Here is a 26,837-nt window from a genome sequence, read left to right on the forward strand (position 1 = left end):
GAATGGTACCAGAGGCCGGACTTGAACCGGCACACCCTCGCGGGCGGCGGATTTTGAATCCGCTGCGTCTACCAATTCCGCCACTCTGGCTTTGGTATCCGTGCCGTTACCGCTTGCTTCACAAATGTGTCACCTGCGGAACGAGGTGAATTATACGGAAGCCTTTGCCTTAATCAAGCAATCTATTCAAAAATTCGGTAGAATTTTCGCAAAATAAAAACGAGAGATGAATTTATGAGCAGTACCGGGTTTCCAAGAGCAGGTTTCTTAGTTCGCATTGGCGCTATTGTATACGACTTCTTAGTGGTTCTTGCGGTTCTTATGTTTGCAGTAGCCGTTGCACTAGCTTTTAGTGTTGCGCTCGACAAAACAGGAATTTGGCCATTGGGAGAAGCTGTAGACCATGCAGACCGGCTTTCCGGCAGCATTCTGTATACGTTGTACTTACTTACCGTGTTATTCGGTTTTTTTGCACTCTTCTGGCACCGTGGTGGGCAAACACTGGGAATGAAAGCTTGGCGCCTTCGTGTGCAAAATGAAAACGGCAAACGAATTAGTTGGAAACAGGCCTTCTTACGCAGCGTAACGGCAATTGTTGGGTTGGGTAATCTTCGCGTTATTTGGGCTAAAGACAAGCTTGCGTGGCAAGACAAGATCGCCAAGTGTGAAGTTGTACGCCTTACTCCAGAAGCTAACCAGTTTAAGAACTGGAAGGAACAACAGCGTTAAGCTCTGCGCTGTTTCACCAGGAAATAAAGAGCAGCACTGGCAAATAACAAGCTAGGCATAATGGCAGCGAGCGCAGGTGGTACTTGGTATACCTGCGCGAACGGTCCAAACACCTCGTTCGACACATAGAACACAAACCCGGTGATCACACCAAGCAACACCCGTGCGCCCATCGTTACAGAACGTAGCGGCCCAAAAATAAACGACAGCGCCACAAGCAACATAACCGCCACAGTTACCGGCGCAAATACTTTACGCCACAGTGCCAATTCGTAACGACTTGCGCTTTGGTTGTTGTCTCTTAAGTAACCCACATATTCGAGTAGCCCAGAAATCGGTAACGACTCTGGCTTCACTGTAACAACACCTAGCTTCTCAGGCGTTAAACCTGAACTCCAGGGCATTGTTACCACCTCTTCAGTAGTCACCTGCTGCTCTGAAAACTCGGTGATGGTTACGTCGTCGAATACCCAATCGTTACTGATATAACGCGCGTGCTCGCTTCTAATAACGCGAACCAGCTCTAAGTCTTGGAATTCGTATACGGATATGTCGTTTAATGAACCGGTATTTTCAACCTGATCAATATGAATAAACGCGTCACCGTCTTTTGCCCATACTCCTTGGGGGGCACTAATCAACGCGCCTCCAGAAACAGCTTGCGCTCTTAACTGGCGAGCTTCTGCTTCAGCTTCTGGTGCGACCCACTCACCAATGGCTAACACAGCGATCATCATCACCACGCTAGCCTTCATGACCGAGCCCATTAAATTAAGTTTGGAGCGCCCTGCTGCCATCATCACTACGAGCTCAGAGTTATTCGCCAATGCCCCCATACCAAGCAAACCACCGAGCAAAGTGGCCATAGGGAAAAACATTTCTACGTCGCGCGGAACACTTAATAATACAAAAGCTAAAACGTCCATCATGTCGTAGGTGCCACGCCCTATTGCGCGTAATTGTTCGACAAAACGAATAAGCGTAGAAAGTCCTGTAAGCACGCCTAGGCTTACAAACGACATAAGAATAACGGTTTTACCAATATAGCGGTCGAGAATACTAATCATTGCAACCGCCTCGTTAGCTTGGCCCAGGTTTTTTGCCCTAAAGTGCGGTCTTTCATCAGCAGTGAAACACCAATCAACAGCAAGCTAAAATGAACCCACCATAGGCCCAACCACTCAGGTACGCGCTCAGCCCCAATAGCCCGCTTAGTGGCCATAAGAATCATGAAATACCCCAAGTAAATTAGTATTGCCGGCGCCATGCGAGCAAACTTACCTTGTCGTGGATTTACCCTACTTAACGGCACAGCAATCAGGGTAAGTAGAGGCATGGCTAGTGGAATTGCGATGCGCCACTGTAGTTCGGCATTGGCTTGAGCTGAGTTGTCAGCAAGTAACTCCAACGTAGTTAAAGACTCGAATTCTTGTGCTGTGACAGTTTCGTCACGCTCTCGAATTTGCATTTGATAAGTGTCGAAGCTCATAACTTGATGGTCTAAAAACCGTAAGCTTTGCGAATAACGTCGGCCGTCATTAAGCTTTAGCAATTGCGCACCGTTAGCCGCTTCTTGGATTTCTCCCGTGGAAGCCATCACCACACTAGAGCGAACGTCTAGGTTATTATTTTCCAAGTCGTCTAAGTTAGGAATTTGTGCCAGAAAAACACGCTGTAATTGCTGGTCGCTGTTCACACTTTCCACAAACATAACGCCACGCTTGTCTGCAATAGCTTGGAATCGCCCACTTTGAATAACATTCAAGCCCGCTTCATTTTGTGCAGACTCGGTTAACCTCTCTTGCTGGGCTAACGCTAAAGGCCCACCCCATAAAGTAAGAGCTCCAGTAACCAATGCAACAACTAGCGCAAAAACTAAAGTGATTCTGGTGACATACCATTCACTGATACCACACGCATGCAGTACCGACATTTCGTGGTCGGTATAAAGTCGACCGTGCGCCAGCAAAATCCCAAGAAATAAGCTGATTGGAAGAATAAGTGCGGCTAGCCCAGGAACTTGCAAACCAACAACCTGAAATATCAAACCGGTAGGTAATTCACCTTCAGAAGCCTCTGCAAGCACTTGAACAAACTGCTGACTCAAAAATATGGTCATCAAAACGGCAAATACAGCGATTTGCGCTTTAAAAGACTCCTTGATGAGGTATCGAAAAATCAGCACTTCGTTAGGCCTTAACTTAGTTTTTCACTGGAAATCGTCAGATATTTAAGTAAACTCTGTATTTTTACAAGTTTAATTCAAATTCGTATACTAACGTTAACTTCTTTTGGTGAATTTGAACATAAATAGACGCAGACATCATTCTTTTAGTTCACTCGCGTACTTTCAGCGGTGTTGCGTTTCTTTCACACAAACTTGAATAAAATCATGGGGAATAATGCCATGATTTAACTTATCGCACCAGACAACGGAGCTCTCATGGAATTCAGTGTAAAAAGTGGTAGTCCAGAAAAACAACGTTCAGCATGTGTAGTGGTTGGCGTTTTTGAGCCGCGTAGGCTTTCTGGAGTCGCTGAACAGCTCGACAAAATTAGCGATGGCTATTTAAGCAATATTCTTCGCCGCGGCGATATTGAAGGTAAAGCAGGGCAAACCCTACTTCTTCACAACGTACCGAATATTTTAAGCGAACGTGTACTTCTCGTAGGCTGTGGTAAAGAGCGCGAGTTAGACGAGCGCCAATACCGTAAAATCATTGCGAAAACCATTAGCACCCTAAACGACACTGGGGCGATGGAAGCTGTGTGCTTTTTAAGTGAATTGCACGTAAAAAGCCGCGACACATACTGGAAAGTTCGCCACGCAGTAGAAGCTGCACACGATGAGCTTTATACGTTCGACCAATTAAAGTCGCACCGCGAAGAGCCTAGACGCCCACTTCGGAAGCTTATCTTCAATGTACCTACTCGCCGTGAACTCACGATTGGTGAGCGCGCAGTAGCGCATGGTTTGAGTGTATCGAAAGGTATCAAAACGTGTCGCGACGTGGCGAACATGCCACCGAACATCTGTAATCCAATTTACTTAGCTGAGCAAGCCGAAGAGTTAGGTAAACAATACGACAACCTAACTGTTGAGCGTGTTACCGAAGCCGACATGGAAAAACTAGGTATGAACGCATACTTAGCGGTAAGCCGAGGCTCTGAAAACGACGCTGTTATGACACTTATGCACTATAACGGTGCTGGCGACGACAGTGCGCCTATCGTACTGGTAGGTAAAGGTCTAACCTTCGACGCAGGTGGTATTTCTATCAAACCGTCTGAAAACATGGACGAGATGAAGTACGACATGGGTGGTGCAGCTGGTGTTTTAGGTACTATGCATGCATTAGTCGACCTACAGCTCAAAGTGAATGTTATCGGCGTAATTGCAGGCTGTGAAAACATGCCAGACGGCAACGCGTACCGTCCAGGTGACATTATTCGCTCGATGTCTGGGCAAACTATTGAAGTGCTGAATACCGACGCTGAAGGCCGTTTGGTGCTATGTGACGCCCTCACCTATGTTGAGCGCTTTAATCCAGACACAGTTGTCGACGTAGCTACGTTAACCGGTGCCTGTGTCATTGCTTTAGGACACCATGCAACAGGGTTAATGAGTACTCACAATCCATTAGCACATGAATTACTCAATGCTTCAGAGCAAAGTGGCGACCGCGCGTGGCGCTTACCGATATGGGACGAGTACCAGTCGATGATCGACAGCCCATTTGCAGACATGCAAAACATTGGTGGTCGCGCAGCAGGTTCTATTACCGCGGGCTGCTTCTTGTCTCGTTTTACCAAAAAGTACCACTGGGCACACTTAGACGTTGCCGGTACGGCTTGGCAAGGCGGCAAAAATAAGGGCAGTACAGGACGACCTGTTCCAATGCTTACACAGTTCTTACTGAACCGTTTGCACGACGAGGCACAATAACCTTGGCACAAGCGACCTTTTACACGTTAGACACCATTGGCGACGAGGCAAAAGAACGTTTCGTCGCACAATTGATTCACAGCAAAGTGAGTCAACGCCAACGTGTGCTTGTGTTAGCTGAAAGCCAAGAGCAAGCCGAACAGTACGACGAAATATTATGGCAATTGCCCAGCGACCATTTTGTGCCGCACAACCTTATAGGTGAAGGACCATCGCAGGGCACGCCAGCTATTATTGCGTGGGGAGAAATTCCGCAGAACATTAGTCACCGCCATGTGGTGATCAATTTAAGCGGTAAGCCTTTACAGCCTCCCTTTCGCATCCAGCAAATTATAGAGCTAGTTCCTGTTCACAAAGAACAACGGGAAAAAGCTCGTGACAACTATCGACACTACCGCCAACAGCAATGCAATTTAGCAAACGTTGTTGCCGTTCTCGAACCAGATACCGAAACCGAAGGAAACCATGGATAAGACCTACACTCCCGACGCTATCGAAAAACGTATTTACGACAACTGGGAAAAAGCAGGATATTTTAAACCTGCTGGAACCGGCCCTTCTTACTGCATCATGATCCCACCACCCAATGTTACGGGTAGTTTGCACATGGGGCATGCGTTTCAACATACGTTAATGGACACCCTGACACGCTACAAGCGTATGGACGGTTACAATTCGCTGTGGCAAGTGGGCAGCGACCATGCCGGTATTGCCACGCAAATGGTGGTAGAGCGTAAACTTGCAGCGCAAAATGGTCCAACGCGCCACGAGTTAGGTCGTGAAGGGTTTATCGACAAAGTATGGGAATGGAAAGCAGAGTCTGGCGGAACCATTACTCAGCAAATGCGTCGTTTAGGCGACTCGGTCGACTGGGATCGCGAACGTTTCACCATGGACGAAGGTTTGTCAAAAGCCGTACAAGAAGTGTTTGTTCGCTTGTACGAAGACAATCTTATTTATCGTGGTAAACGCCTAGTTAACTGGGACCCGAAACTCAAAACTGCAATTTCCGACTTGGAAGTTGAGAACAAGCAAAGCCGCGGTAAAATTTGGCACTTAAAATATCCACTCGCTGACGGCGTTACTACAGCCGACGGAAAAGACCATTTAGTGGTCGCCACCACTCGCCCTGAAACCATGTTAGGCGACTCTTGTGTAGCGGTACACCCAAAAGACGAGCGCTACCAAGCTCTCGTGGGCAAGCACATTGAACTGCCTTTAGTGGGCCGTAAGATTCCAATTATTGCAGACGACCATGTCGACCAAGAGTTCGGTACAGGCTGTGTGAAGATTACCCCTGCGCACGACTTTAACGACTACGAAATTGGTAAGCGCAATAACATGCCGCTGATAAATGTGCTGTCCGACGACGCACATATTCTTTCTGCTCCAGAGGTTTTCGACCTTAACGGTAAAGAAAACACTGAGTTTGCAGCCTCAATTCCGGCTGAATTTGCTGGTATGGAACGTTTTGAAGCGCGTAAAGCTATTGTTGCTGCATTCGAAGCTGCTGGTTTACTTGAGAAAGTTGAAGAGCACGACAACAACGTGCCGTATGGTGATCGCAGTGGCGTAGTCATTGAACCGTACCTAACCGACCAATGGTATGTCAGTGTTGCACCGTTAGCTAAAACAGCAACTGAAGCTGTAGAGAATGGCGACATTGAGTTTGTTCCGAAGCAATACGAAAACATGTACTTCAGTTGGATGCGCGACATTCAAGACTGGTGTATTTCACGTCAGTTGTGGTGGGGACACCGCATTCCAGCTTGGTATGACGAAGAAGGCAATGTCTTTGTCGGTCGTAACGAAGCTGAAGTGCGTGAAAAGCATAATCTTGGCGACCGTAAACTTTCACAAGACAACGACGTGCTCGACACTTGGTTCTCGTCTGCGTTATGGACGTTCTCGACACTCGGCTGGCCTGAGAATACGGACGATTTAAAAACCTTCCACCCAACTGATGTATTGGTGACCGGTTTCGATATTATCTTCTTTTGGGTTGCGCGCATGATTATGATGACCATGCACTTCCTAAAAGACGAAGACGGCAAGCCGCAAGTTCCGTTTAAGAAAGTGTATGTCACGGGTCTTATTCGCGACGAGAACGGCGACAAAATGTCGAAATCTAAGGGTAACGTAATCGACCCACTCGACATGATAGACGGTATTAGCTTAGACGCTTTGCTTGAGAAAAGAACAGCAAACATGATGCAAGATAAGCTTGCAGACAAAATTACTAAGCGTACCAAGAAAGAATTCCCGAATGGTATTGCGGCTCATGGTACAGACGCATTGCGCTTTACCCTGGCAGCACTTGCCTCTACCGGTCGCGACATTAATTGGGACATGAAGCGTTTAGAGGGCTACAGAAACTTCTGTAACAAGCTTTGGAACGCAAGCCGTTATGTGTTGATGAATACAGAGTCTCATAAGTGCGACCGCCCTCTTTCTGAGCTTGAGCTTTCACTTGCCGACAAGTGGATTATTGAGCGTTTCAACCAAACCGTTGAGCAGTTCAGAAGTGCATTAGACAACTACCGTTTCGACCAAGCTGCATCTATTGCATACGAGTTCACTTGGAACCAGTTCTGTGACTGGTACTTAGAGCTCACCAAGCCAATTTTGCAAAATGGTACTGAAGCGCAACTTGAAGGCACACGTAGCACGCTAATTCAGGTGCTAGAGCAGCTGCTTAAAATGCTTCACCCACTACTACCGTATATTACGGAAGAAATTTGGCAGAAAGTGGCGCCGCTTGCAGGTGTTCATGCCGAAAGCATTATGGTTCAAGCCTACCCGCAAGTTGAAGATTCGCGTTATGCGGAATCACTTGCAGACATGGAATGGCTGAAGCAGGTTATTACGTCTATTCGTACCATTCGAGCGGAAATGGACTTAAGCCCGAACCAAAGCTTAGACGTGCTGGTTGCGAACTCTGACGAACAAGTACAGCGCCGTATTAACGAAAACGAAGCGTTCTTAAAGGCTCTTGCTAAGTTAGACAGCATTGGCTTCTTGCAGCCTGGCGAAGAAGCGCCAGCAAGTGCAACTGCGCTTGTGGGCCGTGTTGAGCTTCACATTCCTATGGCTGGCTTAATCGACAAAGACGCGGAGCTTGCGCGATTAGACAAGGCAATCGACAAGGCTAAAGGTGAACTGAAGCGCGTTCAAGGTAAGCTTTCTAACGAAAACTTTGTGAGCCGTGCGCCTGCAGATGTTATCGAGAAGGAAAAAGCAAAGGCTGCTGAGAACGAAGCTACGTTGCAACAGTTAGAACAACAACGTTCTAAAATCGCTGCGATGTAATTGAAAGTTAGAATCACCACTCGTACGGACCGCTGTGCGGTCTGCACGGGTGTAGTGAACTAGGTATCAGATCACGTATCAACAACTAACCGACGAGCCTCGTGAGAATCTGTCACAGAGACGCCGTAAACCCATCCATGGGGGCTTCTCTTCGACATCCCTGTCTCAGAGACTCTGTGACAGAAACCTCACAAGTCTCTGATATCGGTTAGTTGCCGCATCAAAGTTACTCGCAACAAAATCAAAGTCACGGCATTAGAAAGGCACATCGAGTGCCTTTCTAATGCTTGGCTGCTAGGAATCTATTTAGATCGTACGGACCGCTGTGCGGTCTCCAAACGGATGTCAGAACTAATAGTGTTAATTACTACTTTGCTTTCCTAATTACGATTTCGCTCAATAGCTCGGTTTCTTGACTCTTCAAGCGAGGGAACTCTCCACTCAGCCCGTTGCTCATCGGTCACGGCCCCTTCTTGAACCTCATGCAAACGCCACTCACCTTGGTCATTCGTACTAAATTGCGTTCCGTACCATTGAGGTTGTTCAAAATACATTAATAAGCGATCCCAGGAAGCTGCTTGCATCCACTTGGCTCTCTCATAACCCAGCTGCGCAGAAATAGTAGCAAAGAAATGTGCCAGTCGAATGTGCTCAACGCTCTCGCTATGCTGCATAATCACCGCTGCATAAAAATAATCTAAACCTGTTTTTATCTCGCCTTTTGCAAGCATCGAGAACACTTCAGCGCGATTCGCTTCATCTAACGCATCAATTTCATCCCAACCCACATCTAGGTCACGACGAGCATTTTGATCTGCTTCAAACAGTTGCTGTAATTCAGTGTTGTGTTCAGCAGCAGTCACCGGCGTTAAGATGAAAACAGTAAACAGTAAAAATGCTAGCAATCTGAAAATCATTTAAACCACCATAGAATTGCGGAAAGTTGAGTTCTTAACCTCGCATTAAAGGCGCGAGGAACGGGCGTCCGGCGACCGCAGGGAGCGAATTTAATGACATGGTTAACCATCTTCCCGCTCGCAGCTCTGGTGTAACTTTCGAGCTGCTATGTAGGTTGCGAAAAAGAGGCCTCCAAAAACGGAAACATCAATAAAAAGCTTTGTTGCGCTTAAGGGCTCTGCAAATAAATTGTAATCAAATTCAGAGAAATGAAAGATCAACCTTGAACCTATATAGGCCACTATAAACGGGACGATGAACAGCGTCCACGATGTGCCATTGTCTTCTTTACTCATATCTCTCCCTATCCCTTATCGTCGCTTTTAACATTGGCTAACACCTCAATAACCGGCCGCGTTGTGGCGAAGCCATGCTTTTAGCGGCCCGGCGCCAAAGGCGCGCAGTTGATTGGTTTGTTATATTCATTTCATAAAACTTGGCACGTTAGTTGGTTGTATATCGAATATGTGGTGCACAATACCTGCGCGCATATTTTCCTCAATCCCTTTCCTATACTCACTAATATTGGATATAGCCTTGTCGTCACGCAGATAACTGCGCCAATGTATGCCTCCATCTTCTCGGCTGTGAAAAGAAAGAATCCTCGTTAGAGCCATATGGGCAAATAGACCTGAGGATTCTTTACAGGTATTGTGCAAGGTCACATGTGTTTCTGTGTGTGTTTCCTCTTCCGTAAGGTCCCATGAAAAAAACACTTGCTGTGCAATTGATGAAAGGTCCCGAATCTTCTCATTATTCCCATTTGTGAAGTAGACATCGTCAATAAGCATGTGCCAACTTTCATTTCGCCCTTCTTTTGTCTCAACCACATCGACTAGTTTTTCTTTCTTAGCGCTGATATGGACTCCAGCATTTATACTAAGTGAGTATGAAAAATCTCCCGCTAAAGAGCTTAGTAAGTTATTACACATTGCGTCATTAAAGCTGAGATTGTAGTTTTTTGTGGCCTTCTGGAATTCATCAATAGAAACGAGGCACCAAATACCCCAGCGCTTCCAGGCAATGAGCAGTGGTAAATTTAGAAGATTGCCATAAGCCCTTAGTTTTGAGTAATAATCTGGTTTAAAAGACATTACATTTTTTTTGCAGTACTTGACCTCTATAAGCACTGTCGCTTCACTTCCATCGGTTCGAGCGAAGCTCGCGAGAAGGTCTGGCACTTGATAATTTTCGCCTGAACCTTTGGGGTATTGTTGCTGGTCAAGTTTATGCACTAATTGGCACTTTCCGAGCCAGCCGCAGATGATTGAAAACTCATCTTCGAGTGGAATGCCAATATTTAGCCGCTTTACTCTATCAGCAAGACTTTTTGCATCGGCAGACCAGCCTAACTGCTCGAGGGACTCGTGAATAAGCCTTTCTAAGTCTTGTGGTTGCTCGCTCACCTAGATTCCTTCCAGAGAATATAACACCATCAACACGCGCAGCTTTGTAGTGAAGGCGAAGCCTTCTAACGAATGCGCTGTCGCCGTGCATGGCCCTATTATGCATTTTAGCAATTAAATACATGCCACCGACCACCCATGTACCTGACTCCCTTACCATTCAAAGTTATCCATACCCCTGTTATTGGCTCAGGTAATTTTGGTGGAATATTCAGAACCGGCATCTCACTAATAAAATAAGACTCAACGCTCCAAGGTGCGCCGCCAAGAACAATCGGAATAAAGGCATGCTTTTCTTTTGCGCTAGAGTTTCGAAGTTTCTTTACGACATCAGCTTTATCATCGCTGCTTAAAAACTCGCACACCCAAGCGACTAAATCATCACCAACTTGACTGACTGGGCCGCCTCCTCCATCCATGGTCAAATGAACATTACTACTTCCCGCTGCTCGATACATATACAAGGAAGTTATTCCCAAACCATCTAAGGCATTGAATAATTCAGCGTTAAAGTGCCTCAGCTGCCAATCAACAGGTGTATATTCTGTAAGACCTAAATCTTCACATTGCTCTATAATATTGGCAGCACTTTGATTAAGCGATTTAATGTTTGCAGAACGCTTAATAGAGACAATCCAATCCCCTTCTGAGTTAACCTTAATCGGGCCTCTTGCTGGGCCAATATTCCATGTTTCAGTTGCGACAGGATCTACAGCGCCGACACATTCAATTGCGTATTCAGGAGCTTTCTCTGATCCTATCCTAAGATCATACATTCCAGATGCGGAACCATCATCATGGATTTCAACTACCTTGCCCAGCTCTTTTGCAACGATTTGCTTAGCCCAATCCTCGACAGTGCTCAATGTTCTTTGCTTCCTAATGCATAACGACGCGAACAGCGACGAGCGAAGCGAGTCGGCCGACGCAGACGGCTAACTGCTGCGCTTTATTATGAAGAGCAACTATTTGCATTTGTAAAATGACCTACCACCAATCTTTTTAAAGTCGACCTTTTCTTTGTCTTGTAAATAGCGAGCTAACGTTGCAAATAACCACCCAGTTTCGTTATCTATTTTGTTCCCTTGAGGGTAAGCAGATTTTTTTAGCTGCAGTTGGTCTTTGATATAGGTTGCTGGAACCCATCCCTCATTAAAACCACTTTGAGACTCTTTAATGAAGGAAGCCATTTCGCTGGCCATTTCATCAAAGAGCGCATGAATGATTTCTTTATGACTCATGGCTTCCTCTAGTTTCATAACATTTGAATACTAAGCATGCTCATTTTGCACCCTAGCCGTATATTTGTAACTACCGCTAAAAAGCAGCGACGACAGAACTTTATCAAGTAAGCTGTATCGTGATATACCCTGCATGAACACTTTCGCGATAACGACATGCACAATATCAAACGCAAAATTCGCAACAATTCCTTTACATTAAACTACATAAATGAAATAAACAACGGCAAACGGTGCATCTCGCAGAGTCAGAGTACGCGCTGAATAATCCACCTAACCAAAAAACCATTTCCCCAAACCAGCCGTAATACCGAGGTAACGCAAATCAACATTGCACAAAGTACAAAATTACCTCAGAGGTTCACATGAAAAAGTTAATTGGTTTAGCGGCCTTAGTATCTATCAATGCTATGGCTGTTCAGCAGGCACATGCTCAAGAGAGCGATACGGTATTGGTGCCTTTACCTTCACAGCAGGACTTTAGCCGTGGTGAGGACGGTTGGAGTTTTGGTTTGGGTCTTGGTGTTGAATACGAGACGGCTTACGAGGGTTCGGACGAGTTTGGTCTCGAGATTGAGCCGGCTGGTGGTTTGCAGTGGCGCAATGGCGACGACATTTTCTTCTTCTTTGGTGAAGCGATTGGTTGGCGTGGTCTTCGTGCGGACAACTGGTTGCTTGAAGCTGTTTTAGGTTTCGAGGAAGGTCGAAGAGAAAGTGATTCTGATGAGGGTTGGCTGAATGGTTTGGGTAACCAAGACGAAGGCACTGAACTTGTACTTTCGGCGCGTCGTTCTTTTGATGCCAACTGGCGCTACTGGCTTGTAGGTCGTTTGGTCGCGAGCGACGAAGGTAACTTGGGGTTATTTGGGATTGGCCGTCGTTTTGGTGAGCAAACAGATGGTTCTGGCTCTGAAGTGAATGTGGTGTTGTCGTTCCACGACAGCGACTATGCGAATAAGAGCTTTGGTATTACCGCTGCGCAGTCGCTTGCTTCGGGTTACAACGAAACTAACTTAAGTAGTGGCCTTCGTTCTATTGGTATTGATTACAACTACCGCTACTACGTGAACGACAACTGGCAGATTTACGGTGAAGCTTTATACGAGTACTTCAGTAGCGACGTTCGCGAAAGCCCGATTGCGCGTAGCGACTATGAAGCTGAGGTAGGTGTTGGGTTTATTTACCACTTCTAGCTTTCTTTCAACTAAAAAGGGGTCAGGTGATTTAATCACCTGACCCCTTTTTATTATTCTTGCCCTATTCGTCTTCGTCTAACTCTTCGTCTTCGCCCAAATAAGTACCCCAACCGTCGTACTCTACACCTGCTTTAGAGGTTATTTCGTATACGGCTTTGGTTTGCTCTTCTAGCTTTGCGTGACTAAGTTCAGACTCGATTACGGCGGCGAAGTAATACCAGACTTTGCCGTCTTCGTTTTCAAACTCTTCAGCGTCGTCGACTTGAAAACCAGCTTTCACCAGATCAACCGCAGCTTTTTCTAGCTTGTCGAAGTTAGGGCTTACTACGTGGTGCTCAATGTCATAAATCTCTGCCGGATCAAGGCCGTCTTCGACCATTGCGTCTATGGTTTCGCGCCCTTCTTCTAGCAAGTCTTCCAAGCTATTCATATTAAGCTCCTGTTTCTGGTTTGTGAGCTTCGTTGTCGATACGCTCAATGGTAAGGCGCATCTTCTCATAAACAGTGGCCATCAGCTCACGAATATTTTCTCTTTTAAAGCCAATGGTATCGACCGGAGGCAGCATTTCAATAATCACCTTACCGTTTTTCCAGCGGTTCAGTTTAATTTGGTTATGCGTTGTCGACATACACACCGGCACAATTGGAACTTGTGCGCCCGTAGCCGAATGAAATGCGCCAGTTTTAAAAGGCAACAAGCCACGACCGTAGCTTCTTGTTCCTTCTGGGAATAACCAAATAGAAAGGTTCTTGTCTTTTAGCGCCGAAACCGTTTTGGCAATAGTGCCATGAGCCTTACTGCTGTTTTTACGGTCGATAAGAATATTACCTGCCAGCCAATATAGCTGACCGAAAAATGGGATCCATTTTAAGCTTTTCTTACCTACGCTTACCGTTCCAGGCAGTAAAGAGCGGCTTAGCGTGAAAATATCGTAAGAGTTTTGGTGATTGGCGACAAACACGAATGGGCCACCATTTTTAACCGCTTCTGGCACTCGAATTTCGAGTTTTACGCCTAACAACTTGTGCAAGGAGCCAAATATATTAGCCCACAAGCTAGTATTGTTGCGGTGGAAGGGTCTTAGTAGGCAAAACAAGCTACCAAACACACCTGCGAAAATAAAAAAAAGTCCGAGGATAAAAATTCTAATTGCTGCTAACATCAAATGACTAAAGTTAATTAATTTGAAGCCGTATTATACCCATTACGCATGACAAAAACTTTGCTTTTAGACAAGGTACAGGTGTGACCAGTCCAATGCACCTTTTTACCTACCTAAAACCACAGCTAAGATAGGAAATTCGTATGGCCCGATTCCAAGTTTCTGACATCGAACCTGAAGTATTTGCCGACCTTCTCGACGAGCTCCAAGAGCTTTACGAAGGCTGTGAACGCAATTTAATTGAATTGGAGCACAAACCCAATGACACGGAATTACTGAAGTCATTGTTTCGTGCTGTGCATACCATTAAAGGCGACTTGGGCCTATTAAGTATTTCTCCACTGATTCAATTTTTAGGTCACTTAGAAGACGGTTTAAGCCTTCTGCGCGACGGCAAGCTCACCTTTACTCCAGTGCTCAGCGACTTGTTGTTGCTTAGTCTAGAAAAAGTAAACGCATTCATCAAAGAATGTCACGAAACCGGCGAGTTCCAATACGACGAAAAGCAACTGCACCGAGTCGAGCACTTGCTGTCTAAAATCAACAAAAATAACCCTGAGCAGCATGAACCCATCATTAGAACGGCACTGCTCACCCTAGAGCCTACGTTAGTGCTTACTGACGGTTCACAGGCAGACGAACCACAAGTAACGCCGCCAGACGAGAGCCGCCCAGAGGACGACTTAGCATTCTTCAAGCAGTTAATTGAACCCGTAGAAGCCCGGTCGCGCTATTGGCGTGGACGTAGTGTTCGTCAATTAAAGCTGGCATTACTCATTAACCGTTATGCCGGTTCCGCCGTAGACGAGCGCCAACTCACTTGCGGGTGTTACGTACACGATTTTGGCATGGGTTTTATGCCGCTAGAAGTGCTGCACAAACAAGGCGAGTTGTCGTCTAAAGAAGTTCAGCTTATTCATACCCACGTGTATTGCTCGGCGAAGCTTTTAGAAAACATGAGCTACTGGCATGAAGCGAAAATGATGGTGCTACAACACCACGAGAAGTGCGACGGTAGCGGCTACCCACTGGGATTGAAAGACCATGAAATTTCCGACGGTGCGAAGATTCTAGCGATTGTAGATACGTTCGACGCAATGACCCATGAACGTGCAAGCCAAAGCCACATGCGCCGCCCTTATCAACGTGCGGTGGCAGAAATCAACCGCCTAGCAGGTACGCAACTTAGTCCTTATTGGGTAGCTGCATTCAACCAGGCTATGCAAGCTCTTCTTTCTCAAGAAAGTTAACGTCTCAATAAAGTTAAAGCCACAAAAAAAGCCAGTGCGGAAGCACTGGCTTTTTAGTTTATCGCAACAGGTTTAACTCTCTTGAGATTCTTCTTCCACTGGCTCAGCACTCGCTCCATGCTCAACTTCAAGTGCGTCAACACGCTGTAAGCCGCGTGGTAATTTACTACCTCTACGCCCTCTTTCACCAATGTAGTGCTCTAAGTCAGAGGCTTTCAGTGATAGCTTGCGCTTACCTGCAACAACCACAAGCGTTGCGTTTTCAGGTAATACTGTCATTGCGGTTACATACTCTTCACGCAGTTTCGCACGAGAAGAAGGAATGCTAATTAGCTTGTTCCCTTTACCTTTGGCAAGTTTAGGTAAGTCTTTAATTGGGAATACCAACATGCGGCCTTCGTTAGAAACCACAACAACGCGATCGGTCTCGTTATTGGTTAATGGTTTCGGCGTAAGCACTTTAGCCGAAGCTGGTAAGCTTAAAAGCGCCTTACCATTTTTCACTCGGCTTACCATGTCGCTGAACTGAGTTACAAAGCCATACCCTGCATCAGAGCCTATGAGCCACAAACCTTCTTCTTTGCCCATCAACACATGGTCTATACTTTCACCAGCAACAATTGAGAAACGCCCAGAGAGTGGGTCGCCCTGCGAACGCGCAGAAGGAAGCGTATGCGCCTCACAACTGTAACTTCGCCCTGAACTGTCCAGGAACACGGCTAGGTTATTACTACGACCCGTAGCTTGCGATAAGAAGGTATCACCCGACTTATACGACAAGTTCGCGCCGTCTACGTCGTGCCCTTTAGCACAACGCACCCAGCCCTTTTTCGAAAGCACTACAGTTACTGGCTCTGAAGGTGTGAGCTGTCTTTCAGAAAGTGCTTTAGCTTCGGTACGCTCGACCATAGGCGAGCGACGATCGTCGCCATACTTTTCAGCGTCTGCAAGCAGCTCTTTCTTCACTAGCGTTTTTAAGCGGCGTTCTGAACCGAGTATTTGCAATAAGCTATCACGCTCTTTGCTCAATTCGTCTTGCTCGCCTTTTAGCTTTTGTTCTTCTAACTTCGCCAAGTGGCGTAATTTCAATTCAAGAATAGCTTCGGCTTGTACGTCGGTAATACCAAAGCGCTTCATTAATTCTTGCTTCGGCTCGTCTTCGTAGCGAATAATCTCGATAACTTCGTCGATATTAAGAAACGCCACCAACAAACCTTCAAGAATATGAAGACGTTTCTCTACTTTGTCCAAACGGAACTGCAAACGCTTGGTCACCGTTTGAATTCTGAACTCATTCCACTCAGAAAGTACGTTCAGAATAGGTTTTACTTGAGGGCGACCGTCTAAGCCCAACATATTCAGGTTTACACGATAGCTTTTCTCAAGATCAGTGGTTGCAAACAAGTGCGCCATCAACTGCTCGGTGTCTACGCGATTTGAACGCGGTACAACCACCAAACGGGTCGGGTTTTCATGGTCAGACTCGTCACGTAAGTCTGAAACCATTGGCAATTTTTTCGCCTGCATTTGGCTTGCAATTTGTTCCAGAATACGTGCGCCTGACGCTTGGTGAGGTAAAGCGTCGATAACCACTTCACCGTCTTCCACCACATAACGGGCGCGCATTTTAATGCTGCCTTTGCCGCTTTCGTAAATCTTGGTGATGTCCGAACTTGAAGTAATAATTTCAGCGTCTGTCGGGTAATCTGGCCCTTTAATGAACTCCATGACATCTTCAAGCGTCGACTTCGGCTTATCCAATAGCAACGCACAAGCATTAGCTACTTCGCGTGCGTTGTGCGGAGGAATATCCGTTGCCATACCTACAGCAATACCGGTAACACCATTGAGTAAGATATGCGGTAACCGTGCAGGCAGTATTTTCGGCTCGTTCATGGTGCCATCGAAATTCGGCATCCAGTCCACTGTGCCTTGCCCAAGCTCGCTAAGCAGTACTTCACTGAATTTTGATAAACGGGCTTCGGTGTAACGCATTGCCGCGAAAGACTTCGGATCGTCTGGTGAACCCCAGTTCCCTTGCCCGTCTACTAATGGATAACGGTAAGAGAACGGCTGCGCCATAAGCACCATGGCTTCGTAACATGCCGAGTCACCGTGCGGGTGGAATTTACCCAATACGTCACCCACAGTACGCGCTGACTTTTTATGTTTTGATATGGCAGAGAGACCTAGCTCCGACATCGCATAAACAATACGACGTTGCACTGGCTTCAAACCGTCACCTATATGCGGCAATGCTCGGTCCATGATCACGTACATGGAGTAATTCAAATACGCGTCTTCGGTAAATTTATGCAGCGGGAGTTGTTCTGTCGCTTCTATGATTGAGCTCATGAATGAATTCCGTCTTTTATAATTCTTTATATAATTTCGACTAAGTTGCCTTTACGCTCTAACCATTCTTTACGGTCTGAAGAGCGCTTCTTCGCGAGCAGCATGTCCATTAATAAATCGGTTTCTTCGCTTTCGTCGACTGTTAGCTGAACAAGGCGACGAGTGTTCGGGTCCATGGTAGTTTCCCGTAACTGCAACGGGTTCATTTCACCCAAGCCTTTAAAGCGCTGAACACTTACCTTACCGCGGCGCTTTTCAGCTTCAATTCGGTCTAATATGCCCTGCTTCTCGCTTTCATCTAGCGCGTAAAACACTTCTTTACCTACGTCGATTCGGTAAAGCGGAGGCATGGCAACAAACACATGGCCGGCCTCAACAAGAGGGCGGAAGTGGCGCACAAATAAGGCACACAGCAAAGTAGCGATGTGTAGTCCGTCCGAGTCGGCGTCAGCTAAAATACACACTTTGCCATAGCGCAGCTTTGACAAATCTGTTGCTCCTGGGTCTACACCAAGCGCAACTGAAATATCGTGAATCTCTTGTGACGCCAATATTTGGTCAGACTCAACTTCCCACGTATTGAGTATTTTACCGCGAAGAGGCATAACCGCTTGAAACTCACGGTCGCGGGCTTGTTTCGTAGAACCGCCTGCCGAGTCACCCTCGACCAGGAAGAGTTCACTACGTTCAGAGTCTTGGCCAGCACAGTCAGCCAACTTACCCGGCAGCGCTGGGCCTTGCGTTACACGTTTACGAACCACTTTCTTAGCTGCCCGCATACGGCGTTGCGCATTAGATATGCATAGCTCAGCGATTTGTTCTGCTAAGTCGGTGTGCTCGTTTAACCACAAGCTGAATGCGTCTTTCACCACGCCGGAAACAAACGCAGACATTTGACGTGAAGACAAACGCTCTTTGGTTTGTCCAGAAAACTGCGGGTCTTCCATTTTGACTGAAAGAATAAAGCCGCAACGTTCCCACACATCTTCTGGTGTTAACTTAACGCCACGAGGAACAAGATTTCTAAACTCACAAAAGTCGCGGAGCGCTTCTAACAGGCCTTGGCGTAAACCATTCACATGCGTACCACCTTGCACGGTAGGAATCAGGTTTACATAACTTTCGGCAATGTGTTCGCCGCCTTCCGGTAACCAAGTTACCGCCCATTCTGCAGCTTCACCGGTCGACTTAAACTCGCCAACAAATGGTTCTTCTGGAAGTTGTTCCCAGCCTTGTAGGGCTTCTTTTAAATAATCTCTTAGACCGGCTTCGTAACACCAAGTGTCTTCAGTGCCATTAACCTTGTCTTTGAATTTGATACTCAAGCCTGGGCATAAAACAGCTTTTGCACGCAGCTGATAACGAAGTTTTGAAACAGAGAACTTAGGCGAGTCAAAATATTTGGCGTCTGGCCAAAAATGTACGCGTGTACCCGTGTTGCGCTTACCTACGGTGCCTGTTACTTCCAGTTCAGCAACCTTCTCACCGTTCTCAAATGCCATCTCATAAACTTGTGCGTCGCGTCGCACTGAAACTTCAACCCGCGTTGAAAGTGCGTTCACAACAGAAATACCTACCCCGTGCAAACCACCCGAGAATTGGTAATTTTTATTGGAAAACTTACCGCCGGCATGAAGCTTCGTCATGATCAATTCAACCCCAGGCATGCCTTCTTCTGGGTGAATGTCTACCGGCATACCTCGACCGTCATCGATCACTTCGAGCGACTGGTCTGGGTGAAGAATAACTTCGATAGATCGAGCATGGCCTGCCAAAGCTTCGTCGACACTGTTGTCGATAACTTCTTGGCCCAAGTGATTAGGTCGCGTGGTGTCGGTGTACATTCCGGGCCTGCGTTGCACAGGCTCTAAGCCACTCAGTACTTCAATCGAATCCGCTTTATAGTCTGCCATTTATTGTTCCATGCGCTTTACTAGCAAAAGTTGAACTTAATTATTTTTATTCTCGGGTAAAGGTTTCGAGCACCAATCGTAGTCTACTCTTCCCTCTTGCGTACATAGTGTCAGCCAATCTTTAAGAAATAATGCTAACTGACGTTTTTCGTCTTGCTCGTTGGCTCGTTTCGGTACGCTACCTTTACGAATTGAAGTTAGCGCACTTGCCCCTTGGCAATCAATAATCTCTGCCATTTTTGCGTCGTGGTACAAACGCACAATAAACTCTATAGGTAATATGTCTGGCACCGAGCGTCCAACAAAGCTTTGTTTTACCTCAATATCTGAAGTGTAAGTAGCTTCATAAACCACCTGAAGCGAAAATACTGAATGCTCACCTACATTTATTTTAAATTGGTTCGTTTTTGCAGGTAAAAGCTTGGACAGCACCGCATAGTTTCGCTCGCCAATGCTGTGTAGTTCTTTTAAGTCGGGTACATATCGTTTAATTAATGCCATAACCGCTATGATTCAATATCCCAGTCTTGTAATAGTTTTTCCCGATTTAACATTAACCACTGTATTCCAATTAACGTAGCCGCGTTGTCTAGAACACCCGCCTCTAATAGCTCAATCACTTCAGTACGCGGCACTTCTGTTACTTTTATATCTTCGTGTTCTTCTGCTAGACCACCAAAAGCGCTTGCCTGCGTGGCATCTACTTGTGCCACATAAATGCTAATGCGTTCTGTAAGTCCGCCGGGGCTGGAAAGATAGCTGGTTGCAAAATGTAAAGCCTTGGGCGTTAGCCCTGCTTCTTCCTGCATTTCTCTAAATGCGACATCTTCCTCGCTTTCACCTTCGTCAATCATACCTGCTACGAGTTCAACTAGCCACGGCGATATGCTGTAATTCGAATGTTGTCGAACAGGGGCTCCACCAGCCTGCACTGCACCGACTCTAAACTGGGTAAGCATCACAATGGTATCGCGCACCGGGTCGTAGGGTAAAACCACCACCGCGTGACCGCGGTCCATAATTTCGCGTGAAATAACGGGCGACCAGCCCCCCTCAAATAACCGATGTCTAAGTTCAGACTTTTTAACCCGATAAAAACCGTGATAGACCGTTTCGGTACTTATTATCTCTACATCCTCTTGCCCAAAAGGCACGAGAGATTTAATATTCGCCATAATACTGTACCTGCTAGTCAACTTAATATCGCAGCATATTAGCGATTAAAGACCCACGCTAGCAAATACCTTGTTACAATTAGCGCAAGGTTTTCACAATTCTGCACTAATAGTCTGTAACGATTACAGGTACAATCCAAAGTCCAGGGTAAAGTGTACGAAAGTATTTTATTTACAACCGTCCTAAGGAATTCTGACGTCATGAAAATGAAAATTTTGTCAGCAGCATTAGCTCTTGCAGTGGGCCCAGTTGCAACTTCGGTATCGGCTAACGACCTAGCAGATGTATACACGCTAGCGTTGGAGAACGATCCGCAATTGTTGCGCGCAGCGGCTGAAAGAGATGCAGCTAAATCAGCGGTAGACATTTCACGCGCTGATTGGTGGCCACAAATTGACTTTGCTCTGAGTTATAGCGACCGTGAAACAGACAACGTAAACTGGAACGACGCAGGCACAGCCTACTCTATCGTTTCAAGTTCTGGGTCTTCTACCGGAGCAGAAATTAGCCTAACTCAAACTCTTTTCAATATGCGAGTGTGGGAATCCACCGATATTGAAGAGAAACGTGCATACCAAGCAGAAGTTAACTATTTACTGGCACGCCAGCAATTGATGCTGCGTGTTTCAGAAGCATACTTTACTGTTCTAAGCGCGATTGACAGCCTAGAGTTCGCTCAAGCTGAAAAACGTGCTATCGAGCGCCAGCTAGAGCAAACGCGTCACCGTTTCTCTCTAGGATTGACAGCAATTACAGACGTTCATGAAGCACAAGCACAATACGACAACGCAAATGCGCAAGAAATTCAGGCGCAAAACGGTGTTGAAATAGCCCTTGAAGGTCTTCGTGAAATTACAGGTCGTCAGTTTACCGACGTAGAAGTACTGAACGCGGAAACTTTTTCAACTTCAAGCCCAGATCCACAAGGCGTTGAAAACTGGATTGCACAAGCACACGAACGTAATTTAGAGTTGCTTATTCGTCGTAGCGGTGTAGAAGTAGCAGACCAGCAAATCGACCTAGCACGCATGGGGCATTACCCAACGGTTTCTTTGACAGCGAGCTATTCAGACGAAACCTCTGACAGCCGCGGCACGTCAATTAGCGGTTTGAACACTCAGTCGATTGGTATTCGCGCAAGCGTGCCATTGTATTCAGGTGGTAGAACGTTGGCGTCTACAGAGCAAGCAAGAAACAACTATGTTGCAGCGAGCCAAACACTTGAAGAAAGCCGTAGAAGCGTAGAGCGTAGTGTTCGTACTGCATATTTCGACGTTGTTGCAGCGGTATCAAGTATTCAAGCGTTTGAACAAGCGGTTGTTTCTGCTGAAAGTGCACTGAATGCGACACAAGCGGGTTTTGAGGTAGGTACACGTACTATCGTTGACGTACTGAACAGCACTAGAAACTTGTTTAACGCACGCCGTAACCTTTCTGAAGCGCGTTACAACTACATCAACCGCTCTTTAGCGTTACAACAAGCGTCTGGCATTATTTCAGAGCGCGACTTGTTATCGATTAATGAAGGTTTAGTTGCAGCTGAATAAAGCTTCTACAAGCTAAAACTTTAAAGCCGACAGCTTTGTGCTGTCGGCTTTATTTTTTTAGCGCTCTTTTTTCCTTATAATACCTACAAATCTTGAATTGGAATTCTTCATTGAACCCGTACAGAGTTGATCCCCCTAAGTTTGAAGGTAGATTTCTACTACCGCAATTTTGGCCCACTTGGTTGATGGTAGGCTTCTTATACCTACTATCTTGGTTACCATTCTCTTTGCAGCTGCAATTGGGAAAAGGTCTTGGTCGTTTGTTCAAGAAATCGATGAAAAAACGCGTTCTTATTGCCAAAAAAAACCTACAGTTGAGCTTCCCAGGCAAAAGTGAAGATGAAATAGACAAAATCATTGACCAGGTGTACAACAACACAGGCATTGCCATGCTAGAAACGGGGATAGCTTGGTGGTGGCCGGACTGGCGCCTGAAAAGAAAGGTTAAAGTTGAGGGGCTAGAGCTCGTTAAAAAAGCTACAGACGAAGGCAAAGGCGTATTTGCCCTGCTCTTTCATTTTCTATCGCTTGAAGTGCATGCGCGCGCGGTTGGCTTTTACCACCCTGCAGTTGGGCTTTACAGACCACACAACAACCCACTCATGGAATACCTGCAAACCAAAGGGCGCGGTAGAAGCAACAAGTATCTATTAGGGAAAAAGAACGTGAAAGGCTTTTTACAAGCCCTTGAAGACGGCGAATTGTGTGGTTATTTACCCGACCAAGACTATGGTCCTAATCGCGCGGTATACATTCCTCTGTTTGCGGTTCCAGACGCTGCCACTACAACGGGAAGCAGTATATTTGCGAACCACCCAAATGCCGTTACACTTATTTCAACGTTCGACAGACTACCCGGTAATCAAGGATATGTGCTGCGTTTCTACGAACCTGAAAACGCCATTCCAACAGGAAACGACGAGCAAGATGCTCGGCATATTAATTCAGAAGTTGAAAAAGCGGTCGAAAACAATATAGGTGCGTACATGTGGATGCACCGACGCTACAAAACTCGTCCGTCAAAGGATCTGCCTAGTTATTATGGCTCTTTGCAGAAACGCAAAAAACAAAGGAAGAAATAATGGCCACGCGTAAGAAGAACACCGCAAAGAGAAAAAAGTCGCAACAACGTGCGGTGATCACGCTAGTTGTGCTGACCATTGTGCTTTTAGTCGTTGCTTTTATTGCCTCTCAAAGAATGTATCTTAATGAAAGCTCTGATAACCGCAGAGCTCAAATTGCGAGTGGTGGGGCATACGATAACTTACAAGGCGAAATCTCTCGTTTCTTCGGTGGCGTAAGGGAAGCTGCTTGGGGTAGAGGCGACGACAAAGACCGCGTGATAGACCTGAACGAAGACCTTCCTCCTTTGGCTCCTCAGTTAGAAGAGATTATTCGCTTTACCGACACGCCGCTAGACGCATCGTTTCGTGGAGAAATTAAAACGCGTTGGTTTATGGACGAGGACACCCTTAAAACTAGCTCTGAGCAATTCGCTGAAGAAGAGAATCTGCAAGTACTTTGGCGGTTGTCACACGACTACCGCGTGAGCGCAGCGTTCCAAGTTCATTCAGACCTAGTGAACACCATGGACAGGTTAGCTCGTTCACTGAATAGCGAACACCCAGAGCACATTCAAGCGTTCTTGTGTCCACGAGCGCGGGTTATCCTTATTTCAGGTGCCGATGAAGCGCAAAGTGTTGCCCGCTACTGTCACTCAATGGAAGAACTTCAAGAAATTGAGCGCCAAAGGGCAGCCGAGGAAGCCGAACAGCGTTTACAGAGACGCGGCCTCAATTAACCGGTCCCAAACTTTTCTTACCTGCTGCATCTGGCGGCTAAAGTCGCCGCCAGACAGTCCTTTAATTTCAGCTAAAGCCAACTTATGGTTTTCAGTACGAAGCGCTTTGTACGCCTCCACTAGTAGCTCTCGTTCTTCCTCACTCACAATGCCCGCTTGTTCAGCTTTTTCCAGAATGCGAATGTTGTCAGTAAAACTCAGTAAATCTGAATGTTGATTCGAATAAGCCAATACAACGAACTGAGTAATAAACTCGATGTCGGTCATGCCGCCGTCGGCTTGCTTAATATCAACCTTACTCTCGTGTTTAATAAGGCTATGGTCTTTTAAACGTTGGCGCATTTCTTTTATTTCGTGACGCAACGATGCGAGTTCGCGCGGCTGTGCCAATACCCTTTCACGAATATCACCAAATTGCTGTTTCAACGGTTCGCTACCGAAAATAAATCTTGCCCGAACGAGCGCCTGAATTTCCCAAGTCCATGCCTCAGTGGTTAGGTAATCTTCGTAGGTGGATGCCCGCACCACCATCAAACCGGCTTGTCCTGACGGGCGAAGTCTCATGTCGACGTCGTAAAGCACACCGTGAGCGGTTCGGGTGGTAAACAAGTGCAGAGTTCTTTGGGCCAAACGAAGATAAAACTGCTGGCTGTCGATGGGTCTAGGACCGTCGGTCTCTCCACTAATATTGTCTTCACAAAGAAAAACTAAGTCGAGGTCCGAGCCATACCCCAGTTCAAAGCCGCCTAACTTGCCATAAGCAACTACGCCAAATCCTGTGTTGGTTTCTGACTTTCCTGGTGGAACACCATGTTTCTCAGCGAGTTGACGCCAAGCAGCGAGTACCACTTGTTCAACCAATGCCTGCGCAAGATACGTTAAGTGGTCACTTACTCGCATTAGCTCGACACCGTCACTGAGGTCTGCCGCAGCAACGTGCAATTGGAAAATCTGTTTCACTTGCCGCACACCTTCCATCAACATTTCAGCGTCGTCGATAGCAAAACGATTTAAATATTCAGCCACCCGTTGCCCGTAACTAGAAGGTTCAGGCAGGTCGAATAGTTTCAACGGATCGATAAGCTCGTCTAACAAAATGGGAAACTTAGCAATTAAATGAGCAACCCAAGGGCTTTTGGCACACAAAGACACTAACTGATTACGCGCACCAGAATTCGAGTAGAGTAATTCCAAATATGTGGTTCGCGATGCAACACGGTCGAGTACGTCGAATACTCGTTGTAATACTTCGTAGGTCTCTTCGACTTCCACTAGTTCTTCAATGAGCTGTGGAATAAGATCAGCCAGAATCTCTCGTCCGCGAGGCCCTGAGGACCTACGCTTAAGGTGTTGTCTGAAATTCCGAATTCGCTCCCAGCACGCTTCAGGTTGCTCTGCCCCTGCGTCTGCTAGCACACCGACAGCAGTCTCGTCTTCGGTAAGGTCATGCCAAAGTAATGAAAACGCGCTGTCTTGCTTCCCTTGCTGTTCCTCATCGCCTCCGAATAAGTCACTGAAATACTCATGCACTTCAGCTGTAATTTGCTCATATTCAGCTAAAAACTCGCTCCAACCCGACATATTCAGAGCCGCACAAATACGCGCTTGATCGAGTTCATTGTCCGGTAAACGCTGAGTTTGCTGATCGTTTATTTGCTGCAATACATGCTCTATTTTTCGAAGTTGCGAGTAGCGAAGTACGATTTGCTGCGCTTCCTGTTCCGAGAAAATATCTAACGCTACCGACGCATTTATTGCTTGCAGCAAAGACCGTGTCTGCAGCTCCGGTTCGCGCCCCCCACGCATGAGCTGAAAGGCCTGCGCTAAAAACTCAATTTCGCGAATTCCGCCGGTTCCCAACTTCACATTAATAGTCTGATTTTGGCGACGCGCCTCTTGGTTAATCATCGACTTCATTTTACGAAGAGCGTCAATGGCACTGTAGTCAAGGTAGCGGCGATACACGAATGGGCGTAAAACACTAGCGAACATCTCTTCAATGTCAGCAGTAGCGTTAATTACACGGCTTTTGACCATGGCGTAACGCTCCCAATTCCTACCTTGCTCTTGGTAATACGCCTCTAGTGCAGAAAGGCTAGAAACAATAGGTCCCGACTGACCGAAGGGTCTTAATCGCAGGTCTACACGAAACGCTTGGCCGTCTACCGTAGTTTGGTTCAGCAACTTCACAACTAATTGAGCGAGCTTTGCATAGTAAATCTCATGGTCTACCGAACGTTTTCCGCCAGCTGTAGCACCTTCATGCTCGAAACAAAAAATAAGGTCGACGTCAGAAGAGAAGTTAAGCTCTCTACCGCCGAGCTTACCCATAGCAATAATCCATAATGGAAGCTTTTTCTCTTCAAAATATGCATAACCATATCTTGGTGCGAGATGTTGCTCAGCCCAATGTGCGGTAGCTGTAATTAGATGGTCGGCAATTGCGGTATTTTGTTCTAACACGTCCTCAGTGGAAAGCTGTCCCGACAGGTCTAAATGTGCAATACGTGCCATTTCTAAGTGACGAAACTTTCGAATTTGGGCGAGCACATTTTGCTCTGTGTCGCAGTCCCCTATTCCACTCTCAATGTCGTTGGCGCGGTAACCTTGGTCAGCTCGAAAGTGACTTAATGCATCGTCGCCATAGCGAAACAGTGTTTCCGCAACAAAGTCACTTAACGCTACACTCCACTTCTCGCTTTCTGAGAGCTGTTCAACCCAGACACTCGACCACTTTTCTGCCAACCTTTCCAAATGGCTAGCAAGCACTTCCTGAAGTTCTTTACTTAGCGTCTCGGTTTCTAATTGTGGAGCTGGGAATATTTGTTTAGGAAACTGAAGCATAAAA

The 26,837-nt window shown here is 46.4% G+C and carries 23 protein-coding genes and 1 tRNA gene; 9 read left to right on the forward strand and 15 right to left on the reverse strand.

Annotation, left to right across the window (positions count from 1 at the left end; translation table 11 throughout):
* Window positions 1–3: 3 nt before the first annotated feature.
* A tRNA-Leu gene (locus DQX04_RS04715) sits at window positions 4–90 on the reverse strand.
* Between the two features lie 144 nt (window positions 91–234).
* Between DQX04_RS04715 and DQX04_RS04720 the strand changes: the two genes are divergently transcribed.
* The gene (locus tag DQX04_RS04720) at window positions 235–729 is read left to right on the forward strand and encodes an RDD family protein (RefSeq protein WP_111914711.1); all 495 of its coding nucleotides are present in this window, start codon (window positions 235–237) and stop codon (window positions 727–729) included.
* On the opposite strand, the gene lptG is transcribed toward DQX04_RS04720, so the two are convergent.
* Both lptG and lptF read right to left on the reverse strand, forming a co-directional pair.
* Window positions 726–1,796: an LPS export ABC transporter permease LptG gene (lptG, locus tag DQX04_RS04725; RefSeq protein WP_111914712.1), complete on the reverse strand. Its 1,071-nt coding sequence runs from the start codon at window positions 1,794–1,796 to the stop codon at window positions 726–728. The genes DQX04_RS04720 and lptG overlap by 4 nt on opposite strands.
* Entirely contained in the window at window positions 1,793–2,914 is a 1,122-nt protein-coding gene (lptF, locus tag DQX04_RS04730) for an LPS export ABC transporter permease LptF (protein WP_111914713.1), read from the reverse strand. The genes lptG and lptF overlap by 4 nt, the downstream gene beginning before the upstream one ends.
* Window positions 2,915–3,172: 258 nt before the next feature.
* Here lptF and pepA point away from each other — a divergent pair, with 258 nt between their 5' ends.
* The 3 genes from pepA to DQX04_RS04745 are packed head-to-tail and all read left to right on the forward strand — an operon-like array spanning window position 3,173 to window position 7,984.
* Entirely contained in the window at window positions 3,173–4,675 is a 1,503-nt protein-coding gene (gene pepA / locus DQX04_RS04735; RefSeq protein WP_111914714.1) for a leucyl aminopeptidase, read from the forward strand.
* Window positions 4,676–4,677: 2 nt separating this feature from the next.
* Window positions 4,678–5,148, forward strand: a complete 471-nt coding sequence (locus DQX04_RS04740; RefSeq protein ID WP_165831941.1) for a DNA polymerase III subunit chi — start codon at window positions 4,678–4,680, stop codon at window positions 5,146–5,148.
* Window positions 5,141–7,984 (forward strand): valine--tRNA ligase, encoded by a 2,844-nt coding sequence (locus tag DQX04_RS04745; protein ID WP_111914716.1) that lies wholly within the window; start codon window positions 5,141–5,143, stop codon window positions 7,982–7,984. The genes DQX04_RS04740 and DQX04_RS04745 overlap by 8 nt, the downstream gene beginning before the upstream one ends.
* Window positions 7,985–8,364: 380 nt before the next feature.
* Here DQX04_RS04745 and DQX04_RS04750 read toward each other — a convergent pair whose 3' ends face one another.
* The 5 genes from DQX04_RS04750 to DQX04_RS04770 all read right to left on the reverse strand — a co-directional run bounded on the left by DQX04_RS04750 (window position 8,365) and on the right by DQX04_RS04770 (window position 11,588).
* Complete coding sequence (locus DQX04_RS04750) at window positions 8,365–8,901, reverse strand: hypothetical protein (protein ID WP_111914717.1); 537 nt, start codon at window positions 8,899–8,901, stop codon at window positions 8,365–8,367.
* 102 nt (window positions 8,902–9,003) lie between these two features.
* Window positions 9,004–9,237, reverse strand: coding sequence for a hypothetical protein (locus tag DQX04_RS04755; RefSeq protein WP_111914718.1), 234 nt, complete (start codon window positions 9,235–9,237; stop codon window positions 9,004–9,006).
* 126 nt (window positions 9,238–9,363) lie between these two features.
* Window positions 9,364–10,347 (reverse strand): hypothetical protein, encoded by a 984-nt coding sequence (locus tag DQX04_RS04760; RefSeq protein WP_111914719.1) that lies wholly within the window; start codon window positions 10,345–10,347, stop codon window positions 9,364–9,366.
* A gap of 107 nt (window positions 10,348–10,454) precedes the next feature.
* Entirely contained in the window at window positions 10,455–11,213 is a 759-nt protein-coding gene (locus DQX04_RS04765; protein ID WP_111914720.1) for a hypothetical protein, read from the reverse strand.
* 99 nt (window positions 11,214–11,312) lie between these two features.
* On the reverse strand, window positions 11,313–11,588 hold the full coding sequence (locus tag DQX04_RS04770) for a hypothetical protein (RefSeq protein ID WP_111914721.1): 276 nt from the start codon (window positions 11,586–11,588) through the stop codon (window positions 11,313–11,315).
* A 365-nt stretch (window positions 11,589–11,953) separates the two neighbouring features.
* Between DQX04_RS04770 and DQX04_RS04775 the strand changes: the two genes are divergently transcribed.
* The gene (locus tag DQX04_RS04775; protein ID WP_111914722.1) at window positions 11,954–12,781 is read left to right on the forward strand and encodes a MipA/OmpV family protein; all 828 of its coding nucleotides are present in this window, start codon (window positions 11,954–11,956) and stop codon (window positions 12,779–12,781) included.
* 64 nt (window positions 12,782–12,845) lie between these two features.
* On the opposite strand, the gene rraB is transcribed toward DQX04_RS04775, so the two are convergent.
* A complete protein-coding gene (gene rraB / locus DQX04_RS04780; RefSeq protein ID WP_111914723.1) occupies window positions 12,846–13,214 on the reverse strand; it encodes a ribonuclease E inhibitor RraB in 369 nt (122 codons plus the stop codon).
* Window position 13,215: 1 nt separating this feature from the next.
* Complete coding sequence (locus DQX04_RS04785) at window positions 13,216–13,947, reverse strand: 1-acylglycerol-3-phosphate O-acyltransferase (RefSeq protein WP_111914724.1); 732 nt, start codon at window positions 13,945–13,947, stop codon at window positions 13,216–13,218.
* 143 nt (window positions 13,948–14,090) lie between these two features.
* Here DQX04_RS04785 and DQX04_RS04790 point away from each other — a divergent pair, with 143 nt between their 5' ends.
* Window positions 14,091–15,197 carry an HD-GYP domain-containing protein gene (locus DQX04_RS04790; RefSeq protein WP_111914725.1) on the forward strand — a complete coding sequence of 369 codons (1,107 nt, stop codon included), beginning with the start codon at window positions 14,091–14,093 and terminating at the stop codon, window positions 15,195–15,197.
* 72 nt (window positions 15,198–15,269) lie between these two features.
* On the opposite strand, the gene parC is transcribed toward DQX04_RS04790, so the two are convergent.
* The 4 genes from parC to DQX04_RS04810 are packed head-to-tail and all read right to left on the reverse strand — an operon-like array spanning window position 15,270 to window position 20,640.
* Window positions 15,270–17,552, reverse strand: a complete 2,283-nt coding sequence (parC, locus tag DQX04_RS04795; protein WP_111914726.1) for a DNA topoisomerase IV subunit A — start codon at window positions 17,550–17,552, stop codon at window positions 15,270–15,272.
* 26 nt (window positions 17,553–17,578) lie between these two features.
* The gene (gene parE, locus DQX04_RS04800; protein ID WP_111914727.1) at window positions 17,579–19,465 is read right to left on the reverse strand and encodes a DNA topoisomerase IV subunit B; all 1,887 of its coding nucleotides are present in this window, start codon (window positions 19,463–19,465) and stop codon (window positions 17,579–17,581) included.
* Between the two features lie 36 nt (window positions 19,466–19,501).
* On the reverse strand, window positions 19,502–19,966 hold the full coding sequence (locus tag DQX04_RS04805) for a DUF1249 domain-containing protein (RefSeq protein ID WP_111914728.1): 465 nt from the start codon (window positions 19,964–19,966) through the stop codon (window positions 19,502–19,504).
* A 5-nt stretch (window positions 19,967–19,971) separates the two neighbouring features.
* Window positions 19,972–20,640, reverse strand: coding sequence for an NUDIX domain-containing protein (locus DQX04_RS04810; RefSeq protein ID WP_111914729.1), 669 nt, complete (start codon window positions 20,638–20,640; stop codon window positions 19,972–19,974).
* A 201-nt stretch (window positions 20,641–20,841) separates the two neighbouring features.
* Here DQX04_RS04810 and tolC point away from each other — a divergent pair, with 201 nt between their 5' ends.
* From tolC to DQX04_RS04825, 3 genes are all read left to right on the forward strand, one after another.
* Entirely contained in the window at window positions 20,842–22,188 is a 1,347-nt protein-coding gene (gene tolC, locus DQX04_RS04815) for an outer membrane channel protein TolC (protein ID WP_111914730.1), read from the forward strand.
* Between the two features lie 110 nt (window positions 22,189–22,298).
* The gene (gene lpxL / locus DQX04_RS04820; protein WP_111914731.1) at window positions 22,299–23,270 is read left to right on the forward strand and encodes an LpxL/LpxP family Kdo(2)-lipid IV(A) lauroyl/palmitoleoyl acyltransferase; all 972 of its coding nucleotides are present in this window, start codon (window positions 22,299–22,301) and stop codon (window positions 23,268–23,270) included.
* Window positions 23,270–23,989 carry a TcpQ domain-containing protein gene (locus DQX04_RS04825; RefSeq protein WP_111914732.1) on the forward strand — a complete coding sequence of 240 codons (720 nt, stop codon included), beginning with the start codon at window positions 23,270–23,272 and terminating at the stop codon, window positions 23,987–23,989. The genes lpxL and DQX04_RS04825 overlap by 1 nt, the downstream gene beginning before the upstream one ends.
* On the opposite strand, the gene glnE is transcribed toward DQX04_RS04825, so the two are convergent.
* Window positions 23,966–26,833 (reverse strand): bifunctional [glutamate--ammonia ligase]-adenylyl-L-tyrosine phosphorylase/[glutamate--ammonia-ligase] adenylyltransferase, encoded by a 2,868-nt coding sequence (glnE, locus tag DQX04_RS04830; protein WP_111914733.1) that lies wholly within the window; start codon window positions 26,831–26,833, stop codon window positions 23,966–23,968. The two genes, DQX04_RS04825 and glnE, sit on opposite strands and share 24 nt — an antisense overlap.
* Window positions 26,834–26,837 lie beyond the last annotated feature (4 nt).

It is taken from the genome of Aliidiomarina sp. B3213 (assembly GCF_003290085.1).
Lineage (GTDB): Bacteria > Pseudomonadota > Gammaproteobacteria > Enterobacterales > Alteromonadaceae > Aliidiomarina.